The 25,861-nt window shown below is 42.0% G+C and carries 39 protein-coding genes; 27 read left to right on the top strand and 12 right to left on the bottom strand.

Going from position 1 to position 25,861, the window contains the following annotated elements; translation table 11 throughout:
- Positions 1-5: 5 nt before the first annotated feature.
- From GJB62_RS30860 to GJB62_RS30870, 3 genes are all read right to left on the bottom strand, one after another.
- On the bottom strand, positions 6-878 hold the full coding sequence (locus GJB62_RS30860) for a hypothetical protein (protein WP_245246254.1): 873 nt from the start codon (positions 876-878) through the stop codon (positions 6-8).
- Between the two features lie 104 nt (positions 879-982).
- Complete coding sequence (locus GJB62_RS30865) at positions 983-2,581, bottom strand: hypothetical protein (RefSeq protein ID WP_114086283.1); 1,599 nt, start codon at positions 2,579-2,581, stop codon at positions 983-985.
- 180 nt (positions 2,582-2,761) lie between these two features.
- Positions 2,762-3,088 (bottom strand): helix-turn-helix transcriptional regulator, encoded by a 327-nt coding sequence (locus GJB62_RS30870; RefSeq protein WP_167756032.1) that lies wholly within the window; start codon positions 3,086-3,088, stop codon positions 2,762-2,764.
- A 629-nt stretch (positions 3,089-3,717) separates the two neighbouring features.
- Here GJB62_RS30870 and GJB62_RS30875 point away from each other — a divergent pair.
- The 7 genes from GJB62_RS30875 to GJB62_RS30905 all read left to right on the top strand — a co-directional run bounded on the left by GJB62_RS30875 (position 3,718) and on the right by GJB62_RS30905 (position 7,322).
- A complete protein-coding gene (locus tag GJB62_RS30875) occupies positions 3,718-4,284 on the top strand; it encodes a hypothetical protein (RefSeq protein WP_114086284.1) in 567 nt (188 codons plus the stop codon).
- Positions 4,285-4,515: 231 nt separating this feature from the next.
- Positions 4,516-4,992 (top strand): hypothetical protein, encoded by a 477-nt coding sequence (locus GJB62_RS30880; protein WP_181852966.1) that lies wholly within the window; start codon positions 4,516-4,518, stop codon positions 4,990-4,992.
- Between the two features lie 93 nt (positions 4,993-5,085).
- Complete coding sequence (locus GJB62_RS30885; protein WP_114086285.1) at positions 5,086-5,298, top strand: hypothetical protein; 213 nt, start codon at positions 5,086-5,088, stop codon at positions 5,296-5,298.
- Entirely contained in the window at positions 5,298-5,627 is a 330-nt protein-coding gene (locus GJB62_RS30890) for a hypothetical protein (protein ID WP_114086286.1), read from the top strand. Before GJB62_RS30885 ends, GJB62_RS30890 begins: the two co-directional genes overlap by 1 nt.
- A 259-nt stretch (positions 5,628-5,886) precedes the next feature.
- Positions 5,887-6,645, top strand: coding sequence for a hypothetical protein (locus GJB62_RS30895; protein WP_245246256.1), 759 nt, complete (start codon positions 5,887-5,889; stop codon positions 6,643-6,645).
- Between the two features lie 66 nt (positions 6,646-6,711).
- Positions 6,712-6,981 (top strand): hypothetical protein, encoded by a 270-nt coding sequence (locus GJB62_RS30900; RefSeq protein WP_114086287.1) that lies wholly within the window; start codon positions 6,712-6,714, stop codon positions 6,979-6,981.
- Positions 6,982-6,992: 11 nt separating this feature from the next.
- Complete coding sequence (locus GJB62_RS30905) at positions 6,993-7,322, top strand: hypothetical protein (RefSeq protein WP_114086288.1); 330 nt, start codon at positions 6,993-6,995, stop codon at positions 7,320-7,322.
- A 70-nt stretch (positions 7,323-7,392) separates the two neighbouring features.
- Here GJB62_RS30905 and GJB62_RS30910 read toward each other — a convergent pair whose 3' ends face one another.
- On the bottom strand, positions 7,393-8,160 hold the full coding sequence (locus GJB62_RS30910) for an Rpn family recombination-promoting nuclease/putative transposase (protein WP_114086289.1): 768 nt from the start codon (positions 8,158-8,160) through the stop codon (positions 7,393-7,395).
- 346 nt (positions 8,161-8,506) lie between these two features.
- Here GJB62_RS30910 and GJB62_RS30915 point away from each other — a divergent pair, with 346 nt between their 5' ends.
- The 9 genes from GJB62_RS30915 to GJB62_RS30955 all read left to right on the top strand — a co-directional run bounded on the left by GJB62_RS30915 (position 8,507) and on the right by GJB62_RS30955 (position 13,228).
- Positions 8,507-8,722: a hypothetical protein gene (locus tag GJB62_RS30915; protein WP_114086291.1), complete on the top strand. Its 216-nt coding sequence runs from the start codon at positions 8,507-8,509 to the stop codon at positions 8,720-8,722.
- Positions 8,723-8,737: 15 nt separating this feature from the next.
- Complete coding sequence (locus GJB62_RS30920; protein WP_245246257.1) at positions 8,738-9,082, top strand: hypothetical protein; 345 nt, start codon at positions 8,738-8,740, stop codon at positions 9,080-9,082.
- A gap of 14 nt (positions 9,083-9,096) precedes the next feature.
- The gene (locus GJB62_RS30925; protein ID WP_167756033.1) at positions 9,097-9,336 is read left to right on the top strand and encodes a hypothetical protein; all 240 of its coding nucleotides are present in this window, start codon (positions 9,097-9,099) and stop codon (positions 9,334-9,336) included.
- A 106-nt stretch (positions 9,337-9,442) separates the two neighbouring features.
- A complete protein-coding gene (locus tag GJB62_RS30930) occupies positions 9,443-10,327 on the top strand; it encodes a 2-oxoglutarate and iron-dependent oxygenase domain-containing protein (RefSeq protein WP_159402629.1) in 885 nt (294 codons plus the stop codon).
- A gap of 27 nt (positions 10,328-10,354) precedes the next feature.
- Positions 10,355-11,461 (top strand): FAD-binding oxidoreductase, encoded by a 1,107-nt coding sequence (locus tag GJB62_RS30935; protein ID WP_114080773.1) that lies wholly within the window; start codon positions 10,355-10,357, stop codon positions 11,459-11,461.
- A gap of 10 nt (positions 11,462-11,471) precedes the next feature.
- Entirely contained in the window at positions 11,472-11,843 is a 372-nt protein-coding gene (locus GJB62_RS30940; RefSeq protein ID WP_147262452.1) for a hypothetical protein, read from the top strand.
- Between the two features lie 259 nt (positions 11,844-12,102).
- The gene (locus GJB62_RS37700) at positions 12,103-12,654 is read left to right on the top strand and encodes a hypothetical protein (RefSeq protein ID WP_245246258.1); all 552 of its coding nucleotides are present in this window, start codon (positions 12,103-12,105) and stop codon (positions 12,652-12,654) included.
- Between the two features lie 27 nt (positions 12,655-12,681).
- A complete protein-coding gene (locus tag GJB62_RS30950) occupies positions 12,682-12,897 on the top strand; it encodes a hypothetical protein (RefSeq protein ID WP_114080770.1) in 216 nt (71 codons plus the stop codon).
- 10 nt (positions 12,898-12,907) lie between these two features.
- Complete coding sequence (locus tag GJB62_RS30955; RefSeq protein ID WP_114080769.1) at positions 12,908-13,228, top strand: hypothetical protein; 321 nt, start codon at positions 12,908-12,910, stop codon at positions 13,226-13,228.
- 222 nt (positions 13,229-13,450) lie between these two features.
- On the opposite strand, the gene GJB62_RS30960 is transcribed toward GJB62_RS30955, so the two are convergent.
- Positions 13,451-14,200, bottom strand: a complete 750-nt coding sequence (locus GJB62_RS30960; RefSeq protein ID WP_114080768.1) for an SDR family oxidoreductase — start codon at positions 14,198-14,200, stop codon at positions 13,451-13,453.
- Positions 14,201-14,611: 411 nt separating this feature from the next.
- Here GJB62_RS30960 and GJB62_RS38105 point away from each other — a divergent pair, with 411 nt between their 5' ends.
- Positions 14,612-14,746: a hypothetical protein gene (locus GJB62_RS38105; RefSeq protein ID WP_258551418.1), complete on the top strand. Its 135-nt coding sequence runs from the start codon at positions 14,612-14,614 to the stop codon at positions 14,744-14,746.
- A 539-nt stretch (positions 14,747-15,285) separates the two neighbouring features.
- On the opposite strand, the gene GJB62_RS30970 is transcribed toward GJB62_RS38105, so the two are convergent.
- Entirely contained in the window at positions 15,286-15,744 is a 459-nt protein-coding gene (locus GJB62_RS30970) for a DNA-binding protein (RefSeq protein ID WP_114080764.1), read from the bottom strand.
- A gap of 61 nt (positions 15,745-15,805) precedes the next feature.
- Here GJB62_RS30970 and GJB62_RS30975 point away from each other — a divergent pair, with 61 nt between their 5' ends.
- A complete protein-coding gene (locus tag GJB62_RS30975; RefSeq protein ID WP_147262451.1) occupies positions 15,806-16,006 on the top strand; it encodes a hypothetical protein in 201 nt (66 codons plus the stop codon).
- A 67-nt stretch (positions 16,007-16,073) separates the two neighbouring features.
- Here the strand turns inward: GJB62_RS30975 and GJB62_RS30980 are convergent, their stop codons facing one another.
- Complete coding sequence (locus GJB62_RS30980; RefSeq protein WP_245246259.1) at positions 16,074-16,304, bottom strand: hypothetical protein; 231 nt, start codon at positions 16,302-16,304, stop codon at positions 16,074-16,076.
- A 149-nt stretch (positions 16,305-16,453) separates the two neighbouring features.
- Here GJB62_RS30980 and GJB62_RS30985 point away from each other — a divergent pair, with 149 nt between their 5' ends.
- The 9 genes from GJB62_RS30985 (at position 16,454) to GJB62_RS31030 (ending at position 22,205) form a co-directional block, all read left to right on the top strand.
- Positions 16,454-16,963 (top strand): hypothetical protein, encoded by a 510-nt coding sequence (locus tag GJB62_RS30985; protein WP_114080762.1) that lies wholly within the window; start codon positions 16,454-16,456, stop codon positions 16,961-16,963.
- Positions 16,964-17,028: 65 nt separating this feature from the next.
- Entirely contained in the window at positions 17,029-17,385 is a 357-nt protein-coding gene (locus GJB62_RS30990; RefSeq protein WP_114080761.1) for a hypothetical protein, read from the top strand.
- A gap of 243 nt (positions 17,386-17,628) precedes the next feature.
- Complete coding sequence (locus GJB62_RS30995; RefSeq protein ID WP_114080760.1) at positions 17,629-18,069, top strand: hypothetical protein; 441 nt, start codon at positions 17,629-17,631, stop codon at positions 18,067-18,069.
- A gap of 38 nt (positions 18,070-18,107) precedes the next feature.
- Positions 18,108-18,473 carry a four helix bundle protein gene (locus GJB62_RS31000; RefSeq protein WP_114080759.1) on the top strand — a complete coding sequence of 122 codons (366 nt, stop codon included), beginning with the start codon at positions 18,108-18,110 and terminating at the stop codon, positions 18,471-18,473.
- Between the two features lie 16 nt (positions 18,474-18,489).
- The gene (locus GJB62_RS31005) at positions 18,490-18,777 is read left to right on the top strand and encodes a hypothetical protein (protein WP_012412919.1); all 288 of its coding nucleotides are present in this window, start codon (positions 18,490-18,492) and stop codon (positions 18,775-18,777) included.
- 3 nt (positions 18,778-18,780) lie between these two features.
- Entirely contained in the window at positions 18,781-20,322 is a 1,542-nt protein-coding gene (locus GJB62_RS31010) for a hypothetical protein (RefSeq protein ID WP_159402630.1), read from the top strand.
- Between the two features lie 382 nt (positions 20,323-20,704).
- A complete protein-coding gene (locus tag GJB62_RS31015; RefSeq protein WP_114081134.1) occupies positions 20,705-21,013 on the top strand; it encodes a hypothetical protein in 309 nt (102 codons plus the stop codon).
- Positions 21,014-21,015: 2 nt separating this feature from the next.
- Positions 21,016-21,207 carry a hypothetical protein gene (locus tag GJB62_RS31020; protein WP_069067941.1) on the top strand — a complete coding sequence of 64 codons (192 nt, stop codon included), beginning with the start codon at positions 21,016-21,018 and terminating at the stop codon, positions 21,205-21,207.
- A gap of 812 nt (positions 21,208-22,019) precedes the next feature.
- Positions 22,020-22,205 carry a hypothetical protein gene (locus tag GJB62_RS31030; protein WP_114081136.1) on the top strand — a complete coding sequence of 62 codons (186 nt, stop codon included), beginning with the start codon at positions 22,020-22,022 and terminating at the stop codon, positions 22,203-22,205.
- Between the two features lie 72 nt (positions 22,206-22,277).
- Here the strand turns inward: GJB62_RS31030 and GJB62_RS31035 are convergent, their stop codons facing one another.
- From GJB62_RS31035 to GJB62_RS31055, 5 genes are all read right to left on the bottom strand, one after another.
- Positions 22,278-22,532 carry a hypothetical protein gene (locus GJB62_RS31035; protein WP_245246228.1) on the bottom strand — a complete coding sequence of 85 codons (255 nt, stop codon included), beginning with the start codon at positions 22,530-22,532 and terminating at the stop codon, positions 22,278-22,280.
- Positions 22,533-22,662: 130 nt separating this feature from the next.
- Positions 22,663-23,187 (bottom strand): hypothetical protein, encoded by a 525-nt coding sequence (locus GJB62_RS31040; RefSeq protein WP_114081137.1) that lies wholly within the window; start codon positions 23,185-23,187, stop codon positions 22,663-22,665.
- Between the two features lie 25 nt (positions 23,188-23,212).
- Entirely contained in the window at positions 23,213-23,482 is a 270-nt protein-coding gene (locus GJB62_RS31045) for a hypothetical protein (protein ID WP_114082112.1), read from the bottom strand.
- Positions 23,483-23,654: 172 nt separating this feature from the next.
- Positions 23,655-24,668 carry a MarC family protein gene (locus tag GJB62_RS31050; RefSeq protein ID WP_114085658.1) on the bottom strand — a complete coding sequence of 338 codons (1,014 nt, stop codon included), beginning with the start codon at positions 24,666-24,668 and terminating at the stop codon, positions 23,655-23,657.
- A gap of 148 nt (positions 24,669-24,816) precedes the next feature.
- The gene (locus GJB62_RS31055; protein ID WP_220186683.1) at positions 24,817-25,857 is read right to left on the bottom strand and encodes a hypothetical protein; all 1,041 of its coding nucleotides are present in this window, start codon (positions 25,855-25,857) and stop codon (positions 24,817-24,819) included.
- Positions 25,858-25,861 lie beyond the last annotated feature (4 nt).

Consider the following 25,861-nt stretch of genomic DNA (forward strand, 5'->3'; position numbering starts at 1 on the left):
CGCGGCTACACCGCGCCATTGCTTGTGACAGTTGCGTAAGTCCTGTGGGCGACGGATGCTGCGGAACAAGTACCTTCATAACAGTCTCTCGGCTCAACGCCACAATCCTGGTTTTCAGCCAACAACAAAGCAGATTCACCCTGTGCATTATCCACAAGCGCTAGCGTCGTGCAGTCCATTGCCACAGGCAAGTCTTCCTCCAACTCTGACACGCTTTCAACAGTCTGAGGCGAAGCGCCCCCCAAGGGCGCATGAGCCGTCTCCTCGTCACGCGAATTTCCTGTAAGCGTGTCAGAGACACACCTAACGAACTCTTTTGAAGAGTTCGTTAGGTGTTCCTGAACAGTTCGTGAGGTTTCCTGTAATCTTTGCTCTGGCTGACTTTGACCCAAAATAGATGCTTCATACAAAGCACCCATTTCTTCGGAGCCAGCATCTATCTCTGAATCCCCAGCATTTGATTCTCGTTTTTCAGTATTTGGTTCTCGTTTTTGAGAATCTGGTTGCTGATTTTCAGAATTGGCTTTCTCCCAAAATTCCTTCATCCGACTGCCATGCAAATTCTTTACCATCCAGGTAACGGTTTCTCGGCTATCCTGAATTGACTTGTCCGGCTTGAAAATGAATAGTCCACTGTCGGAGAGAATTTTCTTCGCACAGATAAAAGTACTATATCCCAAAGCAGAGGTCAAAGGCATCCACCGAGAACCATAAGGATCAGCCGTCCAGCATTCTTGCCATAGCTGATTGACTGAAGGCTTTTGCTGCGATGTCCATAACATATCCTCAATCGGGATAATCACATGAAGCCGCTTATATGGTGATTGTGGTTTAGCAGCAGACTTTTTGGGCTTGGGTCTTGTGATAGTTGCGGTCATTGTACAATCTCCTGTTATGTTGACGCACGGAAATTTCCCCCACTGTGATGCAGGGCTTGGTACTTGTATTGAGTTGTCTAAAAAGTCACCGATTCACTGAAAGCCTATTGAGGTTGCCAAAAGCGCAACTCGTCTCGAAAATACCTATCAGTTTTCTTGGACTGGTTTCGCCAGCAATCCCAGGCAACCACCACTTCCTCGCCTAAATCCTCTACAACTTCACCCCTTTCCACATACAAAGTGCGGTAAGGATCGGCGTGGGCAACGATAGAACCAACGCCAATAGTGTCCGGTTCAGTAGATGCCGTTTCCAGTGCGATAATTAACTCTGTTTCCTGGGTAGTCAATTCTGCCCAGTAGTCCTGTTTAATCACTTCGTATTCTTGGGCAACATTCCAAAACTCCTGCCAAGTACATCCCGGTTGTGCAAGCACCCGTCGAATGTCACTAACCGCCTGGGGCAACATTTCCAATTGTTCGGCTCGATATGCGATCGCCTGTGGTGTAGGTTCACTACCTAAAATTAGCGCTGCTGCCTCCAATGCCTGGGTATTGTTCATAGCACTGGCAAGGTTTTTCAATGCCATACCCATCAAGCGCAGACATTCTTGGGCGTTCTCCTTGGGTGGTTCTTGGGCTAGCGATCGCAAATCAATAGTTTTCTCCAAGGCAAGCTTGACTTGCTTGTTCAAAACTTTGGTCGCTTGCTGGGTCATCGTATTCCCCCACTGTTGCGAGGGACGTTGCTCTACACCGTTTTCCAAATCCTGAATGCGTTGCTGGAGTTGTTGGTTTTCAATTTCCAGCTTTTTCAATCCCTCCATCTCATCCAGCCGTTCCTGCAACTGAATATTCTGCTCTTTCTGCTGCTTGTACAAGTTTTGCAGAGATTGGATTTGTTCTTGTACGTGGGCCTCAGCTTTAGCCCCTGCTTCTGCTTGTAGCCCAATCCTCAATTCCTGCTGTAAACGCTCTAACTCAAACTTGTGTTGCTCTTTGATTTGGGCGATCGCTTCGGCGTATTCTTTTGGGTATGTGCGCTCTGCTGAAAATGACACAATTGCGTCATTTAAACCAGTCAAATCAGCATTGTTGATCAACAACCTTTCGCCATCAGCAAAGGTGACAATCTGCTGATAGTTATTGGGTGCGTCTGCTTCAATCGCTCCTGACTCCCCATAACGAGGGTGTAAAAGGGAAGAAACAGTGACAGAATGACACAATTGCGTTTTGACTTTTTCTTGTTTTGTGCTATTGGTTCTAGTGGGTGACGTATTGTTTGGAACGACCTTCTGTACTGCTCTAGCGAAGTCTGCGGCGGTGGGGAAGGGTTTTTCTTTGGCTGCGATCGCAACAGCTTCTTGTAACTTGTCAGGAGTTTTGACCAACCGGAGTAAGGAGCGAGTTTGAGAGGGTTTGGTAATATGCGGCCTCAGTTCTTCTGGTAAGGTATCAACTACTTGCTTGGCCGCAAATAGATCCTTGACTCGGCGATATCCACCGTGTTTGGTCAACTCCTTCTCACAATAGTCTTTAAAACTGACGTGTCCACCATCTTCGTAATAGTGGTTGTCTTGCATAAGACGTAGTTCATCTATTGTTTGCCACTCGAACCTATCAATGGCGGTGAAGGTTTCCTGAATGCTGCTGTTGACAACACTGTAATCGAGTGCTGTTGTTTGTTCTCTGTCTAGTGTCAGCATATCTCTTGCCCACTATGTATGGTAAATGCTTGAAAGTTGGGGTGTTGCAGTTTAACCAAAGTGAACAAGAGCAGCTGATTTGGAGGATTTTTCCCAAAATGTGTCAGCATTATAATTAGCTCACTTTGTGATCAACGGATTGAGCAGGCGATCGCATAGCTTTGACCGGCAGCGATCGCTTTATGCTGCTATATCCTGTGGTTGGGAATTATCAGCTTTAGATTTTAGATATTCCCTTACAGGGATTGGCTTAACCTTTTGTTCTTCTTCTCCTGTGGTATCTGTGTCGTCATCTGGGATAAAAACAATTAAATCTCCAGGTTGGCATTCAAGGGCAATACAGAGTCCATTAAGTCTTTCCCCAGTTAATCGAGGCATTTCATCTGTTCTTCTCAATCGATGAACAGAGTTTTCGTCAATCCCTAAAGCTGCTGCTAGGTCTTTATTCCTAATACGCTTTTTTGCCATTATTTCATTTAACCTCCAAGCAATCATTCGCTTGTCCATGTGACACCTCCATTAGTTTAATCCCCGTCTTGCTTTGATAAATCGACTCTTGGAATACTCATTATTATACATGGTCACAAATCAATAAAACTACGCTTGAAAATAAAAATACTACGCTAAATGTAGAAAAAACTATTTTAAGCGCTTGACTTTTTCCTACGTCTCGCGTAGTATTTTAAATATAAAGGAGGAAACAAGCGCTAGCCTCCTAGTAAACAAAGAAGTGCTTACTCCCAGATTTAAACTCATTCAATCAATCACAAAACCAAGTGCCACCGAGAATAGCAGCCGGAAGCCAAACTTGTAATGCTCAAGCCAACGAAGATGATCTCGATGACCTATCAAGTCTAAAAAAACTGGTTATTTGCTAATCATCCTGTCTAGAAATCTTATTTGCAGCAAAGCTGAATTCATTAGAGTGCCTTGTTCCTAACACAGCACTTCCTTACACATCCCCTGATGCTGCTGTCTTGAGAATGCTCTTAGCAACTAGCTTTGATGGCTACGCCAAATCTTTTTGAGAGCGTTGTGCCAAACCACAACGTTCTTTGCACACATAACAAAAGCGACCGCTACTGTCTGGACAACTTCTGCGATCGCTTTTTACCCTTTTATCAAGGAATTCTATTATGCCTTATACAACACATACACAGCAAGCAATTCCTAGTTTTTCTGTTGATGAGCAAGCCCTCGCCCAAGCAGAACTAAACCACCACCTCGAAACCCAAGCCGAAGCTGTAGCCCCAACCCAAGATCCTCTCACCAGCAGAGATCGCCGCATTATTGGTGAGATTATCGAGGTCGAACCCGAATCAGTTCGCACGATCTGGATTGAAGGCGGAATTACAGTATGGGTGCAGTTCGTGAAAGGCGGACGACTCCCATTTGACCGGGACTGGTTCGCTACAAGAGTTGCAGAGGTAAAAGCGACTCTGCCAGAAACACCACTAGAACGGAACGAGCGCCTGAGCAATGAATTGGAAACAGCTTGCACTGTTTTTGGTTTGTACCACGGTGAGATTAACTGGTTATCATTTAGCACCAAACTCTACCAAGACGGGCATTTTGTTGGCTTCGTCGGGTGCAATCAACAAACCTGGTACGCAAGACCAAGACAGTACGGAGTGAATCGGGTTGCTGGCAGTGCAAAAGATGTGATTGGGCTGCTGGGAGTTAGAGCGGTAGTAGCGGCGTAAGTTGCTGAAGGTAGAAAAGGCGATTGCTTCCCAAGACAAATGCAATCGCCTCCAAAGCTCAATCGCTGCTTTAGAAATACCAATCATGACATAAAGTGCAGCAAGTAACCTCTTGCTTCAAGTAGGTGACTATCAAGAGAAAATTCTCCTACCTCCGACAGATGCGAATGCAGAGGTCATGGAAATCCCTTGTACTGGAAGTGAGAAAAAGCGATTGCTCCCCCTAGAGTTATGCAATCGCCTCTACAACGAAATTTAAACAATCCAAATCATCATGCCACATCAAATATGATTAGCCCATTTTCTCTTCAACAAGCCGATTGGGATGATTCACCAGAGAAAATTTTTCTACCGCCAACAGACCCGAATGCAGAGATTATCGAAATCCCTGGTTACATACTCGTTTACGTCAATGGAGCTTGCCCCAAAACTTATCGAGTCTACACAGATGATTCCATGATTGGGGTGATATTTCAGCACATCACCTACTGGTCAAATGCGGTAGATAAGATTCGATACGCCGAGCCGGTTGATGCAGCAGTCGGGCTGGATGAATTTATGACGATGACAGGCTACTTTACAGCGACTACAGAAGAACCATTCACAGAAGAAGAATTATTGGATAAGGAATTCGATTCGCTAACGAATGACGAGTGGGAGCGACTAAAGAGGTACGTTCCAAAAACTAAAGATTTGGTTGCAGCGTAAGGAAACGGGTGGGTAGGGCAAACCCACCTGTGTGGCAAGGAGCAAACTTAAATTTTATCCAAATAGGAACACCACAATTCATTGAATAAACCAATGGAACCGATAGAAATCCTAGAAGAATTCAACTCGTGCTACGCAAAGATTCAGGCGATCGCCCAAGATGAAAACTGGCTTTTGTTGATTGCTGATAAAAAGATTGACCCAGAAGCCGCAACTCACGTGGGCGATACATTGCATTACTTGGGCGAGGTAATGGGTTGTGTGGAAGAAATCGTCGAGGTCAAGTTCAATCAGGAGGCAAAATAATGCAACCAACAATCACCATTCCACACGGTTGGAAATACCCCCGATTCACTTTAGGACAACGTACAGAACAGGGAATTATCATCGGCATCAAGTATTACCCAATCGATAGTCTTTTAGCTTATGAATACGATGAAAGCTGGCGTTATTTAGTCATGCCTGACATGAATTCCATTGAAGAGGAAAATCACTTAGAGAACGAGATTAAATTGCTCAAACCGCAGGAATTGAAAACACTTCTAGAAGCAGAGATTAAAAAACGACTATATCAAATCGAGGTGCTGAAATACGAGTTAAAAACAATTCCTGGAATTGTCTTGAAGAAGAATTAAGAAGTCAGAAGTCAGGAGTCAGAATCAAGATACTCGTAGACTCGCTATCAGTTGGGGATTCAGACCTGCAACTTTCTTGTTGACCACTAAAATTTCGATTTGGTGGGGGTGCAAAACGCCGATTATTCATCAGCTTTTTCGGTCACAATACCTTTCCTATATTCTGAATACTGACTCCTGACTCCTGAATTCTGTTGATAAATAGCTAAGTCGAACACTATCCAGTATCAACGCAATTTTCAACAACAACAACGCAATTATGGAAACCATCAAAATCAACAACAGCGTCTTTCTCATTCCACCCAGCCAACCTAAACTACAAGCGAATTGCGCTAAGGAATATGGTCAATTCTTACTCGATTGTCCTCCAAAACTGACGATTCTAGAAGCACAAGCAGGCGGATATCTTAAAGGTAACAAGGCTGACTTTGCAATTGCAATCTCTCGCCCTGACCGTGCATTGACCATCAACGAAAACTTCACCAACGAGCCATTTACCGAACTGTGGGTTATTCCTGTTGCTGGGGGACTCAAAGACCAGTTTAAGGGGCCAGCTTCGATGTTGCTTAGTTTTCTGATCCACCGCCGCAGTAAAGACAATTTTGCTGGACTGTACAACCACTTCGCTCATCGCGCTTTCCAGCAGTGGTGCGAGGAAGGGATGCCGGGAGATCCCAAAGAATTCTGCTTCGGTGCGATCGCTTCGGTACTGAAAAACTACATTTTCTGCGCGGAGTTTCAGAAAGTGGAAGGAACGCTGGGAACGTACTGGTTTATTCAGTGGAGCTATCGCAATCCTCAATCTGACTTTGAGCATGATGCACTCGAAGCCGCCGAGATGATTCGCTCTGGCGCGGAATCTGGGGCAACACTTCACTGGGTTACAAACGAAACTTACGAGCGATGGGCTAGTAATGCTGTCACTGCACCAGCATTACCCCCGGTTTCGGAGACTGAGGCACGGCTATCTCTACAAGGACAGAATCAGACAGCAATGTCGCAAGGTAACAAGCGGTAATTAAACACGAAAAAGGCGATTCAAAGGTGAATCGCCACTACAAAAATTAGTAGCAAAAACAAGTCAATGAAAATCGGTACTGTCTCAATTAATTATTCGAGAAAGTTCAACTTGGGGCACTATGAATCAATCGAATTGGGCTGCTCACTTTGGGCACAAGTGGAAGATGAAGAAGATGCCGATGGTGTAGTTCAATTCCTTTATCATCAGGCAAAAGCAGCAGTGAAAGAGGCTGCAATGCCTGTGATTAAAGCGAACGAATTCCAAATTAGTAAAGCCAAATCTCAACGGAAAGTTGCAACTGATGAAGGTGTTGTAGAAATAGATAATTTTTGAGCCAATCAAACATGAAACAACTAACAGGTTTTATTCCCGTTGCAGCATTACCTGAATCTACTGCGGCTTCTGCTAAACAACAGCTAATAGAAACCATTGAATGGCTTTACAAAGAAGGTGCTGCTACTGAAACTAACCTTAAACTCCTAACTGCAATTGTCGAATCAATTCTTTGCTCGGAAGAATCATACACTAGATTTTTGCAGTGTGGTTTTGATGCAGCCATTGAGTTTTTCGATACTAATTCTCAGAACTGGGACTTTGAAGAATCAATCTCATCACATCATAATCCTAGAAATTGGGATGGTTATAAAAGGTCACAAAGCAACCACCGTCATTGAGTGCCGGAGAATATGGGGACTTGAAAAGCAGCCCTAGTTGACCCGATCTGGTACAGAAATCGGATCAAAATCACCCTTGGTTCTCAGATTCTCCCTGTTGTAGTTGTTGCACTACTTCTACTGATAAGTCAGTCAGCCGAGCGATCGCATCAACAGCCATGCCCTCTTTTAAGAGATTAACAGCAATTTGACGGGCTTTTTCATCGCTACCTTCGGTCTTTATTGATTGATAAACCACTGATTCGCGCATAATGTCCTTCCTGAATAAACGGCCAATCACTTCTTGTTCTAATACTAACCCAGCCAGGATTGCTGAGGCAGCAGCAATATTACTTTGTGTCCGACGATCAGCAATTTTATCAATACTTTCAGATGCAAGTTGTAGTGTACCAACCTTGTTCTCAGTGGCACTCAAAACTGCAAAGGGGAGTAATCCTGGTGCTGCCAAAAATACCTCTGGGGGTTGCTCCCACAAACGAATTACCGTAAATTCATGTCGTAAACTTTCAGTGGTAAAAGTTGTTTGATACACCTTCTCTGATTCAGTTTTGGCTAAGTAAATTACCACTTGATGCATTCGCTTATTGGGAAAACGGCGATACACCCTTAAACGATAATCAGCCATCCTAAACGGCATATCGTCATCAGGTTTGGTCTGAAATTCAATGTGGAGAACAACTTCATCCGATTGCAGCAATATTAAGGCATCAGCACGAATAGGTTCTAAAGACAATTCTGTAGGACTTAATTTGGTTAAAGTAATAGGTTCTCCTAATAGCCAAGTAGCAAAATCAGGAGAATACATCTCAGCGATAAATTTGCAGGTGTTATCAAACATGAACGAATTTTATCAGATTATCAGCTAGTTCCATTAATTCAAGTCTGTGGGTTCAGTATAAGGAAAGTTCATTTTCCAGATATGCCGCCAGTTCAAGAATTTTTTTTCAATTTACATCATCTACAAATCATAGAGTCATAGTCAACATTATGCCAAGAAAATCTATTCCCCCTACCTCTACTGACAATTCCTCACTATGCCTACAGTATCTTCGTCGTTGTGGGGGTAGCGCACGATTATGTACCATCAGTTTTAGTCTTAGTGTCATACAAACACTAGTAAATCGAAAGCTGGTGAAAGTGACAAATACTGGTGCAGGATTTTTTGTGGAGTTGGATGAAGCGAAATGAAAATACAAGTCGCACAGTTAACTGCTAACGAATTTTTGCGGGCGAAAGATTGGATAAAAGAGTGTTTGCCTTGGCGCGATTTATCCTGTCCCGAAGAAGTTGAAGAACTCACAGAACAAGAAATAATTTCAGGCATCAAAATCCACTATAGCGGAGGGATAAAACAGTTCAAGTTGGCTGTAGAGGATCATATTTTTCCTAGTAATTCATGAGAATAAGTGAAACCAATGGCTAATCACAAACAAATTGCTCGTTCAAGTATGCAAGAGCCAAAAGTCCGATTAGTTAAAAGTCATCGTCCAAGAAGACGATTCAACTCCAAAGTATTCATTGATCGCACCATAGAAACAACTGCAATTATCTCTCTGCTCTTGACTGGGTTTTCAGGAGTAGGGGCAATGGGGTGCTGGGGGCTGGAGATTATTGAGTCCAATGCTAATCCCAACATAATCATCTCTGGTTGGGAGCAACAAAAAAATATCTGCATGGGTGCAATGTTGGTCAGTTTTTCCGCTTTCTTAGGGAGTTCTTTGGTCGGAGCTAGTTTCAGTATTCACCGGGATAAATTTTAGGGGAAGAAACAACGATGGAAATCAAATTAACTACACCAGAGATTCGGGCTATCTTGCAAGGCTGTCAATATACATTGCAGCTGGTTGGGAGCAGTAAGGATTATCGCAGGCTTCAATCATCCGAGTACTTTTCTACATCAAATGATGTGGTGCTAAACGATGCTGTCAATATTTTGTTTGAGTTAGTTGAAGCAATCGAGCAGGTAGAGCAATTTTCTCAACAAAAAGAATCAGGTCAAGGAGCAAGAAATTAAGTAATAATTCAGGTCTGAGGGTATTGACAAGTGCAACATCTTTACAGGAGTATCAACCTGAGTTCTTACAACTTGTTAACTATTAATAGAATATCTTGAATAATCAATGGTCACAATTCCAATAATTGATTTAAGTGCTTTCACTCGTAGCAACGCAACAAATCGGCAAGCTGTCGTGAAACAAATTTATCAAGCTTGCCATGAAATCGGTTTCATCTACTTGCAAAATTCGGGAATCTCAAAAGACTTAATAGAGCAAGTGTTCAGCTACAATCAATCTTTTTTTAAACAACCTTTAGAAGTTAAGCAAAAGCTTGCTTGGAGTGATGAATTTTGTAATACAGGATATGTTGCTCTTGAAAGAGAACGTCTTGACCCTAATAAACCAGGTGACTTAAAAGAGGCGTTTAATGTCAACAAGGAGGGTACTGTTAGGATGGATGCTTCTATTGTTGGTTTCTATGAAAGTTGCACAAAACTAGCTAACACAATATTGCAAATCTTTGCTTTGGCATTGGAATTGCCTGAAGATTTTTTGACGACAAAGCACAATCAATACAATCATACTTTGCGCTTGCTCCACTATCCCCCATTGCAAACATCACCCAAACCCGGACAAGTCCGTGCTGGGGAACACTCTGATTATGGCAGCATTACTTTACTTTTCCAAGATGAAGTTAGTGGGCTGGAAGTAAGAACAACAGATGGAGAATGGATTGAGGCGGCTGCAATTCCTGATACTGTTATAGTTAATACTGGTGATTTAATGCAGAGGTGGACAAATCATGTTTTTTGTTCAACTCACCATCGGGTGATGATTCCTAATGACGACAGGGTAAACCAGTCTCGGTATTCTATTGCTTTTTTCTGTCATCCTAATGATGATGTAGAGATTGCTTGTTTACAAAGTTGCCAAAAAGGAAAATCCCCTATTTATCCGCCTATTTTAGCAAGAGAATATCTTTTACAACGGTTACAAGCAACATATTAGATGGTTGTTGCTGAGTGGAAATTTCAGATGAAAACTTACGACTGGATTGTAGTTGGTGGTGGGATTACAGGTGCTGCACTTGCTTATGAATTAGGAAAAGCAGGCTTTGGCGTACTTCTGGTGGAAGAATATGAAATACCACAGAATGCAACTCGTTATAGTTATGGTGGGCTTGCATATTGGTCGGGTACTACAGCATTTACTCGCCAATTATGCAAAGAAGCAAGCGCTCGCTATCGTATCTTATCTCTTGAGTTAGACGCTGATATCGAGTTTCGGGAATTAGATTTATTACTGACTATTCCAGTTTCTAGTGACCCAGAAGCGATCGCTGCATCCTATAACAATTGTGCCGATGTACCACATTTATTTAGCCCAGAAGCCGCGATTGAACTGGAACCACTCCTAAATCAACAGGCGATATCTGGTGCTTTAACTGTTAAGCACGGTCATATTCATCCACAAAAAACAGCACAAGCTTACATTCAAGCTTTTTTGCGTGGTGGGGGTGAAGTGCAAATTACCCAAGTATTGCAAATATTAGAAAGTGGTGTAAAAACCACTACTGCAACTTACCACAGTGCAAATGTTGTCATTTGTGCAGGTGGACTTAGCCGCCAACTATTAAAGGCATCTGGTATTTCCACTAAAATATATTTTACCCACGCAGAAATAATTGAAACTGCACCAGTTGATGTCAAGTTAAGCACCTTAGTTATGCCAGCAAATGTGCAACGATTTCAATTAGAAGCCCAATCTGCTCAAGTCGATGAAGTTTGGGATCATCCAGGTAATGAACCAGTAACAGCGATTTTAGATGCTGGCGCAATTCAATTTCAAGATGGCACTTTACGCTTGGGTCAAATTAGTCGCATTCTCACAGATCCTCATGCCAAGGTAAATTCACAAGCAAGTGAAAAATGGTTGCGAGAAAGTGTCGGGGAAGTGTTACCAACTTTGAAGAATTTACCAGGAATTTGGCATCATTGCTTGGTGGCATTTAGTGGGAATCAATTTCCTATAATTGGTGCTGTTCCAGGATTAGACAATGTTTATGTGTTTAGTGGATTAAGCAATCCGCTAGTAATGGTACTACCCTTAGCAGAACGCTTTGCTAATAACAGTTATCTATGATTATAAGCCGATGTCAAAACTAAAGTACTTAAATATTTGTGCTGGAGCAATGGGAATAACAGCAGTACTGTTGGGAAGCACAATTGTGTTCAAAGGGCTAACTAACGGGGCAAGTGCAAGAAGTATAATTGCAGGAACGTGTTTGTTATTAGGTGGTTCTTGTTTTGCTGTCAAGAGCCTGCATGAAATTCAAGTCGAGTTAGAGATTGACAAAATATTAATTGAAAGACGCAAGGCAATACCCACGAATTGTAGAGGATGTCGGAATTTTCACGGTGTTAAATACGAAGGAGTAACGCTGGTTTGTGCAATACATCCTAGTGGGGTAGAAGAGAAAACTTGCCCTGATTGGAAAAGTTTCAGACAACCGGACAAGTCTTAGTATTCGTCAAGACAAGTCTTAGAACGAGAAACAGTGATTGTATTTCAAGTTAACCACATCACAGATTTGGACTATATTGCAGGGTTGTCAATATACATTGCAGCTTGTGGGGAGTAGTCTAAATTATCATAAAATTCAATCGTCAGAGCATTTTTTACCTGAAATGATGTGACACTAAATGATGCTTTTTACGTTTTATATCAGCTAGTCAACGCAATCGAGTAGGTGAAGCAATTTAGCCAACAAGGAGAATCAGATCATGGAGCAAGAAATTAAAGATGCAGTTGGTTTAGGCATTCCTGAACTTGCCATAGAGTCGAAACCAAAACCTGAGCCAGAACTCAAATCAACAGTAACGATTTATGACTTCAGTGCTTTGTTATCCAAATACGAACCGCCGAAAAAACCAACAATAAAAGATGAGTGTTCCTTCTCAACGGGCAGTACTGAATACTGTTCATCCCCACGGTTACTTGATGAAAAATGTCCTGATTGGTCAGCCCTTCAATCTAATGTTGTACATAGGAGCAATAATATGACATTCACTTTGGATAATTGCTCTCAAAATAAAGAATCTTCCTTAACTCAAGCATTACGGCAAATACAGCAGTTGAATTCTAAGATTCAGGAATTAGAGCAGCACCATCAAGACTATGTGCGTTCACAACAGAATTTGATTCCAGCCATTGCTGAGATTTGTGTTTCTCCGATACAGGAAGTTGAGGCACTTCATATTCTGATGTATCGGGGAGAAGCAGCTTGTCGGCAGTATTTGCGTTCGGTGCTAGTCAAACAAAAGAAGAATTCATAATCTCTATCAAAGAAAGGAATTTAAATTATGAAACGAAATCAAGTACAAGTAATTGTTGTAAGTCTGACCAGCACATTAGCGGCCATATCTATCGGATATTTAGGAGTGCAATTTTTTGGCAAGAATGCAATGTACATGATTGCGACAGGAATGTTAGGGCTGGGTACTGGGGGAGCTATTGGTGAGGTTCTGGTAGAGAAAAGGCAGCAGCAAGTAGTACAAACACAGTTAAAACAACAATAATTGAAATCGTATGGAAACTTCAAAAATCATTGCTATCCCGAATCATTGGACATCACCAAAATATTCGTTAGGGCAGAGAACCAAGCAGGGAGTTATTGTTGGAATTCAGTATTATCCACCCAACAATCTACTGACTGGATTATGTAACGAATCTTGGCGTTATGCTGTCCTAGATAAAAACGATTTTTCCGAAGTGTCACATCTTGAAGAGGAGAAAATTCATCTGCTTACACCAAGTGAATTACGTGCTGAACTTCAAGCTGAGATTGAAGCGTATCAATGTAAAATACTAATTCTCAAGCAGCAGTTAGGGGCAATATCCAATCCTTAAATCAGTATTCACGTACTAAGAATTACCTCTAATAATAGATAGCTTGACCAGAATTAGAGCCGATTTTTCACAAAAAACGGCGATTGATCTCATCTTGAATGAATGGGATGAATCGCCGTTCGCCGTTTTGACCAATAGTCAATAGTATCGAGTGTACGAAAATCGTGAGAGATTCGTATGATTACTAATAACTTATGCTACGACTTCAAGTGTTGGCATAATTTACCAAGCTACTGGTTCGCCAAGATGGAAAAAACCACCACTGGGGCCATCATTTGGCAATATCGCTAATTCAACACCAGTTTTCGCACCTGATACGATGTCCATCATCGCACCTTCACCACCTAATTCCGTTTTTACCCAACCCGGATGAGCGCTATTAATCTTCACCGGAGTATTGCGTAACTCATGAGCTAAATGAATTGTAAATGAGTTCACTGCTGCCTTAGAAGCATTGTAAGCAAATGGTTTGGAATCATAGATGAATGAATTGGGGTCAGCATGAAGTGTTAACGAGGCTTCAATACTCGACATATTTACAATTCGACCACTAGGACTATTCAATATTAACGGCAATGCTCGTTGAGTTAATTCCACTAAGCCAAAAAAGTTTGTGTTAAATGTCTGTCGAATAGTGTCTACAGAAATAGAACTAGCATTACTGGTTAACCAGTCACCATCTAAAAACACACCCGCGTTATTGATCAAGACATCAAGCCTACCAAAAGAGTCACTAATTTGTTGAACGGCAGATTCAATTTGATTGCTATCAGTGACATCCAGGGCAATTGGGTGAGCTATAACTCCTTCATTCTCTAAGTTACTTGCTGCTGTTTTAGCTGCATCTAAGTTTCGGGCCGCTATCAGAATTGTCAATCCATGTTGTCCAAGTTGACGACTCATTTCCAGCCCCAGACCTTTATTTGCACCAGTAATCAAAGCTACTTTGTTCTTTAGTTCGTCCTGCGCCATGATTAAGCACTCCTGTATGGTGATGAATTTAGATCACATTTCAGAACAAGATGTTTAAGCTGAGTTTAAATACTGGGTTAATCCTCTCATAAAGTTTAAACGTTGAGAACCTAGAAGAAAGGCTAGGTTAAACAGCACACACTTGTTGGCAAAAAAAAATAATTCAAATAGGATTATTGCAATGAGCTTGACTATGCGGAAATTTTTTTCACTAGCCGCTTGATGTATAATTTCTTTCTTTAACGAATCTGCTGCAATGGTTTCCCAATCTATGGGATTATGAAAAAAATGCCAAGGAAATATAATTTTTTCGATTAGTTTATGTCCAAAGAAATATTCCCTTCATCATTTGAGTGTGATTGTGGCTATGAACTTCATTTTTTCGAGAACACAATTAAGGAAATGAAGTTGATGAGTAAACAGAAAAAAACTCTCCTTACTGATGGAGCAACTCCAGAACACACTATCGTATTTGAGCATGGGTTGATGGTCGATATCCAGTGCCCTAAACAAAAGAAGAAGAAAAACTTGCAAAATAAAAAATAGAAAGCTTAGGAAATAAAATTCAGCATCAGTCATGAAAAGCTTGTAGGGGATAGGGTGTAGAAAATCCCACACTTAAAAGCAGGCGTTCTGTGAGCATCAGAGGCTGTCGATCGCACTTTATAAAAAAGCCCCAAAAACGGGGCTTTTTTTCTTCCTGTTTTTTTTTCGTCAAGTGGGCCGCTTTTCGCGTGACACCCATTCTGTATGGCTTTGAGTACTGTCCCTGCACGCTTATGTCACAGTTCAACTGTGCCGCTTTTTGTGACATTAACGGAAACACAAGGGTTCTGGGCGTTGTTGACATCATGCCGCTTTTTGTGACATCTATACACAGCAGGGGTTTTGGATGTCACGGCACACCTGCCGGAATTCTGTACCGCTTTGCGACAGAGCAGTGCAAAAAAAAAGAGCGGCTAGAGATTAGAATTCAGGAGTCAGGAGTCAGAAATCAGGAAACAAGAATCGGTATTCTGTCCAAAAAAGTCGTGCTTTCTAGAGTTTAGTAGAGAGCGTCCTAATTCTTGGTTCTGAATTCATCTTTAAGAAGCGGCATTTCCTAATTCCAGCCATCTAATTAGTTCTTGTGGGGGAATAATTCTCGATACAGAGAAGGGAATACTGTGTTTTTCAGCCCAACGATACACAGTTCGCAAGCTGATTTTACGCTTTGTTCTGTCGTAGATAAAATTCGGAAGTTCTCGCCCAGATAACGGAAAATCTGGTTCTTCTAAGTCGATACCAAATTGAGCAAAACGCTCTTGATCCTTTTTGAGTAGCAATGAAACGTCTGACAAAGAATACCTTTTGAAGAGATTTTGACTTTTGAGATATGCAAGCCCTAACAAATAGCAGCATTCTTTCAATCTCACCTGTCGGGCGTACTGCTGTACACCACATATCCTTAACCATTTTCGCCAAGCTCTAATACTAATGCTTTTACCTAAGACGTGTTCACAAGCTGTTTTTACCCAAGCAAGATTATACATATCTTGATACATATTGCCTCCATGAAGAAGAATTCAGAAGTCAGAATTCAGGAGTCAGCAATCAAGACGTTTGATGACTCGCTCTAAGCGTACTCCTACGGAGAAGCGAACTACGCGCAGCGTGTCGCAGACAAGCTATGCCGCAGGCTTTACACTACGCTATCCGCCAGCGATGCACTTGAGTTTCGGTTACGTGGTAATCGAGCGAAGTCGAGATTCAACTACTGCTATTCGTTGTGTCGCACAAAATACCGTACTGAATTCTGGCTCCTGACTTCTGACTCCTGAATTCTATTTTGATATTCTAATGCCCAGGTTTCCCTGGGCGCTCCCCGTCTTTGTTAGTCTTCTACAGCCTCAGAGTCATTCACCGCCTTAGAACGAAGACGTTTGTTAATCATTCTCTTGTTACTGCGCTCGACATAAATGCCAAAACCGTTTTCCCAGAATACACGGTGCAGTTCTGATAATTTCCACCCCTCAAACTCAGCCAGTTCTTCTGCTTCTTCAAAGAGTGCTGTTGGCACGTAAAGTTCAATCCTGGTCATTCCCTGTGCTTTTGTTCTAGGCATTGTTGCATCCATATTTAATCACCCAGATTATCGAATGAGATTGGTTATGGGACAAGAACCCTACAAATAAATATCTTTAGGTTCTTATGTGATATGTAGCCAATATAGACTATATTAGTGGTGTAGTACCATATAAGAAACATAATAATATGGAAAAAATCAAACAAATACTTACTTTGCAAGGGATTGAGTTCGATGAGGGCGATATTTTGTCCGCCGCATCAGCTATTGGCATGGATGTTGATAATTTGAATGATGCCGAAGCCCAAGAAGTGGCAATTCAAGTTGCACAAGCCAAGAAATCAACTGCTCTGACCACTGCTAATGGCAAGTCCAAAAATGGCAATGGCAAACTCGGTAAAAACTCACCCCGCCGTAAATCCACTCCTCCATTGCAAGGAGCGATCGCTCATGCATCCCAGGTTTCAAATCAAGAAATTCAATCCTTAGAAGATGTCCTCAACGTCGGGATTGACGCTTATACAACTGATAAAGCTGACCAGTTGTTATCAACGATTCGCAATGCTCCCAAAGACGTGGTGAGTAAGTTTGTCTCTAAAGCGATGGAGGAGGAAGCTGACGTAGATTCCTTTCGTGCAATCGGTGACGAACTCGTTGCGGGTATTTTCGGTATTAGCCCAACAAATGCAGCCGAATAAATTCATTGGATTAGCAGCAGTACTAAATCTGCTGCTATTGACCCTCGTTTTGGGCGTGGCAATATATGGAGCAACAAGACCAAACCCATCGCAAAGCATTAAATATTCACCTGAAGAAGGACGGGGAATTGAATCTGTCAGGGCTGACACTAGAAAATCTGACAACAGAAGAATTCCTGGTAGTCCAGCAAATTATTGATGAGTCGAGAACGCGATCGCAGTCCAATAGACAGATTGAGGAATTGATGCAACGGGGAATGATGGCTCAAACTGCGATCGCAGCAATAACAGTATTGATGTTTTCGTTCATGGGCATATATGGCATAACCCGATATATCGGCTCACAAGTTCAACAAGTTCAGCAGACTTATACGCAGGAGTCAGGAGTCAGGAGTCAGAATTCAGGAGAACTGAATAGGTAGAATTTAACGAACAGAATTCAGGAGTCAGGAGTCAGAAGTCAGAATAATTAAAGAATCAAATAAAGACTTGATAAATATCCTAGTTTTAATAAACTTCTTATATATTCTGGCTTCTGGCTTCTGGCTCCTGAATTCTGACATTTAATGTTTTATAGCCTATTGATTCAGTACTACAATTCTTTATTCTGGCTCCTGACTTCTGGCTTCTGAATTCTTTAATTAGTAGTTAGAGAGGAGAAAGCAATGTTAGGAAAATGGCTTCCTGGTTTGTTTGGCGGTAAAGGTGATGGAGTAGTATCAACGGATTTAAGGGTTGGGGATGCTACCCAAATTGAGGGTAATTTACCTTCATCAATCCGCGATCGCTACACATTGCCAGCTTACACTACAGCAAAGCAGGTTCTTGATGAAGCAGAAGTGGCTGGCACTCTAAAAGCACAGAAGTGGCTACATACAAAGTTCTCCCGCCACAAGCTCAAACAGTTGCAATCTTTGGCAGAGATGTATAAAAACCAGTTGGCATATTCTCAAGAAGCCATGAAGGTTGAGGAGGATTTGCAGCGAACCAGGGGATTACATGGGGAGGCGGTAATTCGTCATGCCTTCGGCTCACAGGAACAACAACGTCAGTTGGGGGGATACGAGAAAGCATTTGATGAAGTGGGTGATAGCTTTAGGTTCTAAATCAGGAGTCAGAAGTCAGAAGTCAGGAGTCAGAATAAATGAGACAAGCAGCAAAAACATTTCAAGATTTAATAGTTTGGCAGAAAGCACATCAATTTGTTTTGAACGTATATAAACTGACTGGTCAATTTCCTAAGTCAGAAATATTTGGGTTATCCTCACAATTTAGACGTGCATCTGTTTCTATCGCCGCTAATATTGCTGAGGGATTTAAGAAAAAAGGGAGAGCAGATAAAGCAAGATTTATGAACACGGCACAGGGTTCTTTAGAAGAATGTAGATATTATTTAATCCTAGCTAGGGATTTAAATTACGGTGATATGGCAAACGCAATTAACCAACTTGAAGAAGTTAGCAAATTACTAACAAGTTATGTTAATTCCATTCTGACTTCTGACTCCTGACTTCTGGATTCTAGTTATGCAAATCAAGCTCTTTCATATAGGATATGCAGTGTGTGGGGTTGGCTTTTCTATGTTTATGGGTTATTTATCGGTTGCCAGCCCCGTTAGTAAGTACATTCTTTGGTTTATCGGCATAATCTCTATCTGCTGCATATTTCTGGGGTTATTCAACTTTGGCGGTTTAGTCGTTAAAGGTTTTGGATTTAACCGCAAAACTTTTACCATCGGCTTGATGCCTGGAGTGATATTCCTGTTTGTCTTTTTGACCTTAGTTGCAGCCGGTGTTGCATTGGGGGTGAGATAAGTTATGCCATTTGAATTACAACGACTAACTGCCAGTGGGGTGATTCATGCAGAGCGAACTATTTTATGTTCTTTAGGAGCGAGTGCAGTATTATGCCTGTCTGCTCCTTTTTTCTTAAACACTGACCGAATCACAACCGGGATGCTGCTTGGTGCTGGAACGCTAAGTGCTGGCTTATTTGGGGTATCTGCCCAAATCAGCGAAGGCAAACAGAAAGTATACCGCTCTTTAGAAGAAGCTGACCTGAAATCACTTAAGCAGCATTTACAAGGTGAGGCTGTTTATGATTATGTTACGACTGCGATCGCAGCTAAACGCCGAGTTGCTGATTATGTGAATCGGCTACCAGTGCAAGAGCGCCCCCGGTGGATAGCTGAATATCAGTTGCAAGGGTTGGTTACACTCCCAGAACCACCAGCACAACAATCACCTTCACCGACTGGTATTCCCAATCCCGATATTGCTGACATTGATGAAGAATCGGTGCAGTCCGTGATTAATCCGGGTGCGATGAAAGTTCTCCAAGCGATCGCAGCTAATTATCCTGAGTACATCAGAATTGATGGTGCTTGGATTGATGAACTGTGTGATGCTGCATCTAATCAAAATATGACCCTTCGCAGTAATCACCATTTCTACATTTCTGGTGGCACACAATCCGGCAAGTCAACTCTGGCTGGAGTGATTATTAATAAAATTGCTGCAAAATCTCAAAGTCCGGCAATTGTCATTGGTAGTGATCCAAAAGATGAAGTTACCAGATGGCTGTGCAAGTTCAGCCGTAAGTTTGACGGCATGAAAGCCTTAAGAGATTGGATTACTTTCGCCACTAACATGATTGACCAACAAAAAGCTAGGGTTGCAAAAGTTGGTGGTGAATGTCAGGGTGTTCCCGAATTATTTCTTGCTCAAGATGAGGTGGACTCTGTATTTGGTGGTGGCAAGGGACTTCCAGGAATGGTTGATGCTGATACCGCCAAAGACTTACAGGGTTTTTGGAACTATGTCATCAAATTCACTGCTGGGTTAAAGGGTCATGGTTTATTTATGGGCCAGTCCCCACTCTCTGGAGAAACCGGATTTAGCCGCCCGTCCTTAAAGAATGTCTGTTTTATTGCCACAGGGCAAACATCCTCTTATATTCTTGACCATCCCCAAGACTTTGTAAATGTCAAAAAAGAGATTTTGGAGATGTTACGCCAAGCTTGCGAACTACTAGATAAAGCTGGTGTACGTTATGCCTTAGTAATTCCCACTCGGTCTAATCCCTTCGTTGCCCTAATCCCGGAATTTGATATCAAAGGTCTGGAACAAAAACAGGATTCCAAACCGAATGCTGACACTGTTAATAGTTCTAAAAATAATCAGCAATCCTCACAGCAGCAGGTTGACTGGTATGAAGAAATTCGAGAATGGGCAAAAGAATTAGGGAGAAGACCGCATTTTCAGGAAATCAAACAGAAGTGGCAAGAATTAACGGGGCAAGAGTTAAACGAAAAGGGGGTGACATTACTATTAGAAAATCTCGGCTACACAGACGATTAAACTGGAATGCTCGATATGGTAATCCCAAAGAGTACAGAAAACAAGTAGCGATCGCTCACCGAAAAACTCACAATTATTGTGTAGTCTGCTTGACTAACAAAAGTGAAGAGATCCATCACGCTTACTATGGAAATGACGTTATTGGGGTATCGACATTTTCTACATGCTACCGTTGTCATCATGAGATTTGTCATAGTCCAATCAACTGGATTAAGAATCCTAATAATCCTGTTTGGGGGAATCGCAATACTGACGAATTTATTACGAGATTGAGGCTGGGATATCAGCTACTTTATGGAGGAATCAAACATTTTTAATTAGTTGAACAGTGTCGTTAATTTTCCTAAAAATTAAGTTTTAAGCTAATCGGAGAAGAATTCTCATGTATAACAGCGAATACGATGATTTAAGTTTTGAAGAGCAATTACATCTGACTGAATCCCTTATCAGACGGCGACATAATCAGCAGATTTTCTTGCGCCGAAATGCTCAATTGTTGCAGCAAGAGTTAAGCTTTGAGGCTGAATTGTTAGAAGACAATCCAGAGTTCGCCCAAACTATTTACGCTTTCAATATGCAGGAGATTCAGATTAATCAGCAAGGGTTACAGAATGTTTTAGGTTCAGAAGAATCACCTTCAAAAGAACAAAGTGTTTGGAGTAAGTTTTTTCCGGGATTGTGTGGGAGATAAATATGTCTTGGTCGAAATCAATTTCCTTAGACGTTGCTAATAAGCTTTTTAACGTAATTGGGGTTTATTTTGAGCAGAATGACTTAGAGGGTGGTTATGTCGCCAAATATGAAAATAAGATATTGAGAAGGCCAACGTTAACCGCTTGCTGTATGGCTGTTTTAACTGACTGGGTAACAATAAAGGAGGAATAAATTTATGCTACAACTGGCTCAGATAAATCCAAATTCCTTTAGTCTGGTCTGATTGATACTAGTTTTCAGTCTTATAAATTCGATGAAATTCCAGATTAACTATGGATAACTTGCAAGAATTAATAAACAAAATTCAACCCAACATTGAAATAATTCAAGAATCTGAAACTAAAATCACTTTGCAGGGTAATTTCATTTCCAAATCTGGCACTGATGACCTTAAGTATTTTATTAGTTTGAGATTAATCTCAGCTTCTTTTACTTTTAATAACAAGCTAGAGCGCCGTACTTATCAAAAACCAAAAATGATTACTTGTGAAAATTCCTAATCAACTTGAATTTAAAGGTAACACGATTGAGGCACACGAGAAGCATAAAGGGTTTGAATTGAAGAAGAATTCAGAAGTCAGAATTCAGGAGTCAGAATCAATCAGTCGGGGATTCAGACCAGCGACTGATTGAAGACCACTAAATTTTCAATTTAGTGGGGGTATTAAACCCTTTTATTCATCCGCCAGTCACACAGAATTCAATTCTGAATTCTGGCTCCTGACTCCTGAATTCTGTTTTGATAATCGTTACCTATTACCAACCAGATCCCTACGATGTAGGTTCTTATATCTACTACATTAGAAATTCTAGTTTGGAGTTAGTAGTCGATAGCTATAAAGACCGATCATACGGGGAAGAGTCACTAGAAAAAGCATTAAATTTTGCAAGATTCACTATAGAAAATCATTTGATTGAAGATTAACTATAGCTTTTGAGCAAAATATGGAATTTGACTGTAGAGCAATAGGAGATAAAAATAAATGGGAATTAAAGTGACTTACTCCGTTTATATAGAATCTAACTCTGGCACAAAAGCGGATGTGTTAACCAATTTGCCTGATAGAACTGAAGCGTTAGAATCTGCCTTAAAGCTGAATCATATTGTCAAGGACGCAGGATACAGAGGTAAGGCTTGTAAAGTTGTTAACCATGATGGGGAAAAATGATGCTTGGGATAATCAAAACTGAGAATTTACATCAGGAGAAAAATATTCAACCGAGCGTTTCATGGGAAAATTTCAAGCCGTTTTAATAATAAACCATTTCGACTTTTTAATATTCTTTAGGTATTTGTCAGCATAGCGGAAAGCTGCCGCCTTATCGTGTTTTGCTATATTTAGTGCTTGTAACAATACGGATAAAGGAATTGCCACCTGTGTGAGCTTTTCGGCTAATATTATTGATTCTTCTTCTGTTGCTGCTACTGTCGCTTCTAATGGTTCAAAATTTATTTGCTTATTTATACGGTTATCTAACATTGTAGTATCAGCCATAAATCTACCTTCAAAACTTGTATAATGCAGTTTTACTGAAAGGCAGCAGGAATGAATCCGTGTTTATGCGGTACTTATTAATCAGCTAACTTTATAAATCCGCACAATTGCCGTAACGAACGCGTCTTGATTAAAAATCTCGTTCGCCATCTTTTTCCAAGATGGAAATTAATTCAAACACTCGCATATTTTCTCCCGTCCAAACTTTATCTAGCAACCGCAAATCTTCAAGAGTTAGGTCGCTCTCTTTCATTATCGATACATTTGTTTTACCCAGTGCCATTAACAAATCTTCAAATACCACTAAGCCATTAAACTCCAAGCCTTGAATCTCGGCTGATGCTAAGGCTGACAATCGCTCACCACAAATCTCAATCATGAACCACTCACAAAAATCTTTTTCCAGCAATGGATGACGACCACCGATCCCTTGCATCAGCCATAGACCATAGATACTGGCTGTCGGATCATCCATTGTGGCTAAACGTTTAGCTGCCACCTTCCCAAGATTCTCAAAAAATGGCACACCTAAAGCTTTTTCTAACATCTGCATTGACTCTGGTAGTGCATGAGCTACAACAGAAATTTGGCTATTTTCTAGTTGTTTAGAATGATATTTTTCTAAATATTCATTTGCTTCTTTTGATGCCAACATCCTCCCATCTGGGTGTAAGTTGAAATCAACCCCTGGCTTGAAACCTCCAAGAAAATAGTTTTTGAGTCATGCTTGTCGATACATCTTTTACGGCTTGTTGATAACTTTCCTTACCTACGTATTCTTGCAAGAACCAAACAAAATTTGCATACTCTACTTGCACAAGGGCTTCTTTGAGGATTATTGTCTCATCCTCTAATTGTGCTAAGGTTAATATTTTTTGAATTTCTTGCAGATTTTGACAAGAAATCGCTTCTATCAACTGCTGTTTTAGGAGTTCATTTTGCGAATTCATTTATCTCAATGCTCAACAGTACTTCAGTGCGTTAACTATTGTATAGTGACTAATTAAATTACGTTGAGACAAATCCGTGTCATCGAGTTCAGCCTTACCCACTTTAGGCTTGCAACAAAGCCGTGTTGATGTAGGTTGTAAACTCCCAGTGCTACTTCTCCTCCACAATGCATCAGAAGCCAAACAAACGACGAAATACCAGTGCTTCAATCTCTAATCCAGTGATGATCCATTCAATCCCTAATGCCAACTGCAACACCCCCAACACAAAACCAAATATTCGCAGGGTGATAGGTTTGAGGAATGCCAGAATCGGTCGAGCTGCCAACATACCTATAAAATTCAGTAGCATGACCAGCACCAATGTGCCCAAAACCGCTAGCGGGTTAAAGCCAATTTCCTGGAATACTAACATCAACACCAGGGCGATCGCAATGCCAAAGGGCGGCAAAATGACGGGAAAGGTGAGGGGAGACACCACTAGTTTTAGGGAAGGCAGAGAAGAGTCTTCTGGAAGCGGGAGTGGTTGATACTGAGTGATTACCATGTTAAGCGCTACCAAAAATAGGAGAATTCCCCCAGCAATCAGCAACGAAGGCAATCGAATTTGCCAAACACGCACTATGTTTTGCCCAATAATCGCCACCAGTAAAATCACGATCGTTGCTAGGGCAGCACTGCGAAACGCTAGCTGTTGCCGCAGCGATCGATCGGCATTCTGAGTAAGCTGTACAAACGGCGGGATAACTTTGATTGGTCCTAGCGTCACAAAGAAAATGATGAATAGATTGAATACTCCAAATGGGGACTCGATCGATGTGCGGGCAATGCGATCGGCAAGGCGTTGTTTGGGCAAAACAATGGTGTCAGAGACATCTGGGGTATTGGGTGGGACAGTTGCGTCAGGAGATTGCGCGATGAGTGAGCTAACCAAAACCTCTGAAGATTGGCATTGTTGAACGTTAGCACCAGCCGGACAATCAACAGAATCAAATTGAGTAGTGGCTAGAGATGGAAGCGCCAGTTGCAGGGAGAGCGTTAGCAGGAAAAAGGTTAGTACACCAAATCCTCGCTGTGCTAATTTTGAGGAACCAAATCTGATATAGAAAATTGAATTTAGAAACGATTGCCAACAAAACATTAGCTGAAAAACATTTGAAAGTTTGAACAAGCGTTTGGTAGACACATCTTGTGGATTACATAATTTTCGACTAACTCATCGGCAATTAGCAGCTAGCTGCTGATCTGCGTGAAATTCAACTTCTCGCATCGTTTCATGCCCCGTCAAACAACGACTCCTTGAGGGCATAAAAGCGGAACATCGGGTAGAACATCTAGACATCGACTCGCAGTTTCGCCATATTCCGCCAAAAGTGTCCTAGACTCTCCGTGCCGCCGAATAGTGTGGTGAAAATGGTCGAGTCGGCGAGCAAAATATCGCCGCCACGGTTACCGTTCGGCGGTGCCCAGATGCACGTATTGAATTCCCGATTTCCCTCCGCCGTGAACGGATGCGGTCGGGAAAGATCGATCGGCTGCGTCGCCAGAACATGAATGGACTTCGTGTCCTCTGTCGTCAGCGCATAGTGGGGCAGATGCAGATGGAAGTTGAACGTGGTCACTCCATTCAGCAAACCCAGTTTGTCGAGATCCTTGTGGACGGTCAGGGGTGCGATCTGGTTGCTTCCTTGTACGACGGCAGGCCGGAGTCCAAACTGATTAAGTACGGGCACTTCGAGTTCTTTCATCAGCGATCGCGTGTACTGACCGAAGCGCTGCTGGCGCGGCACGAGTTCGTCGCCGTGATGCTTATACTCCATCTGGCGCTGCTGCATGTCACTCGTGAAGCCCACGTCATGGTGCGGCGCAAGGAGCAGGCACGTGCCTTCCCGGTTAAGCCACTCCCGGATCGCGTCGATTTCTCCCTTCTCGGCCTCTTGCTCGGATACGAGGTGATCCAGACCGAACACCATCAATGTATCCGTGTCTGCCAGAATTCTTTCATCAATCAGGAGTTTGTAACCTGCCTGGTCAATGCGTTGGTAAACGGCGACCGGCTGCCCAGTAATCTCGCCCACGATTTGCTGAAAATCGATGGTTGATCGGTGGAATAGCTCCAGAGTACCAGCGATGCCCTGCAAGAAATTCATCTTATCCCACTCAGATCCCTCAAAGTTCGGCCAGCCGACCCGACGGACTTCGGTCATCGTCGAAAACCGATTATCCAATTCGGTCAGATCTCGGTTGGCTTCCCAAGGATAACTCCACGTCCAGTAAATGCTGAACCGACGTTTGTTCGGCGTGTACGGTCGCGGCACATGGTTCTGGTTGTACGTTCGCCCAACTCGATTGAGCTTGCTCATTTTCACCACCATTCCT

This window comes from Nostoc sp. ATCC 53789 (genome assembly GCF_009873495.1).
Lineage (GTDB): Bacteria > Cyanobacteriota > Cyanobacteriia > Cyanobacteriales > Nostocaceae > Nostoc > Nostoc muscorum_A.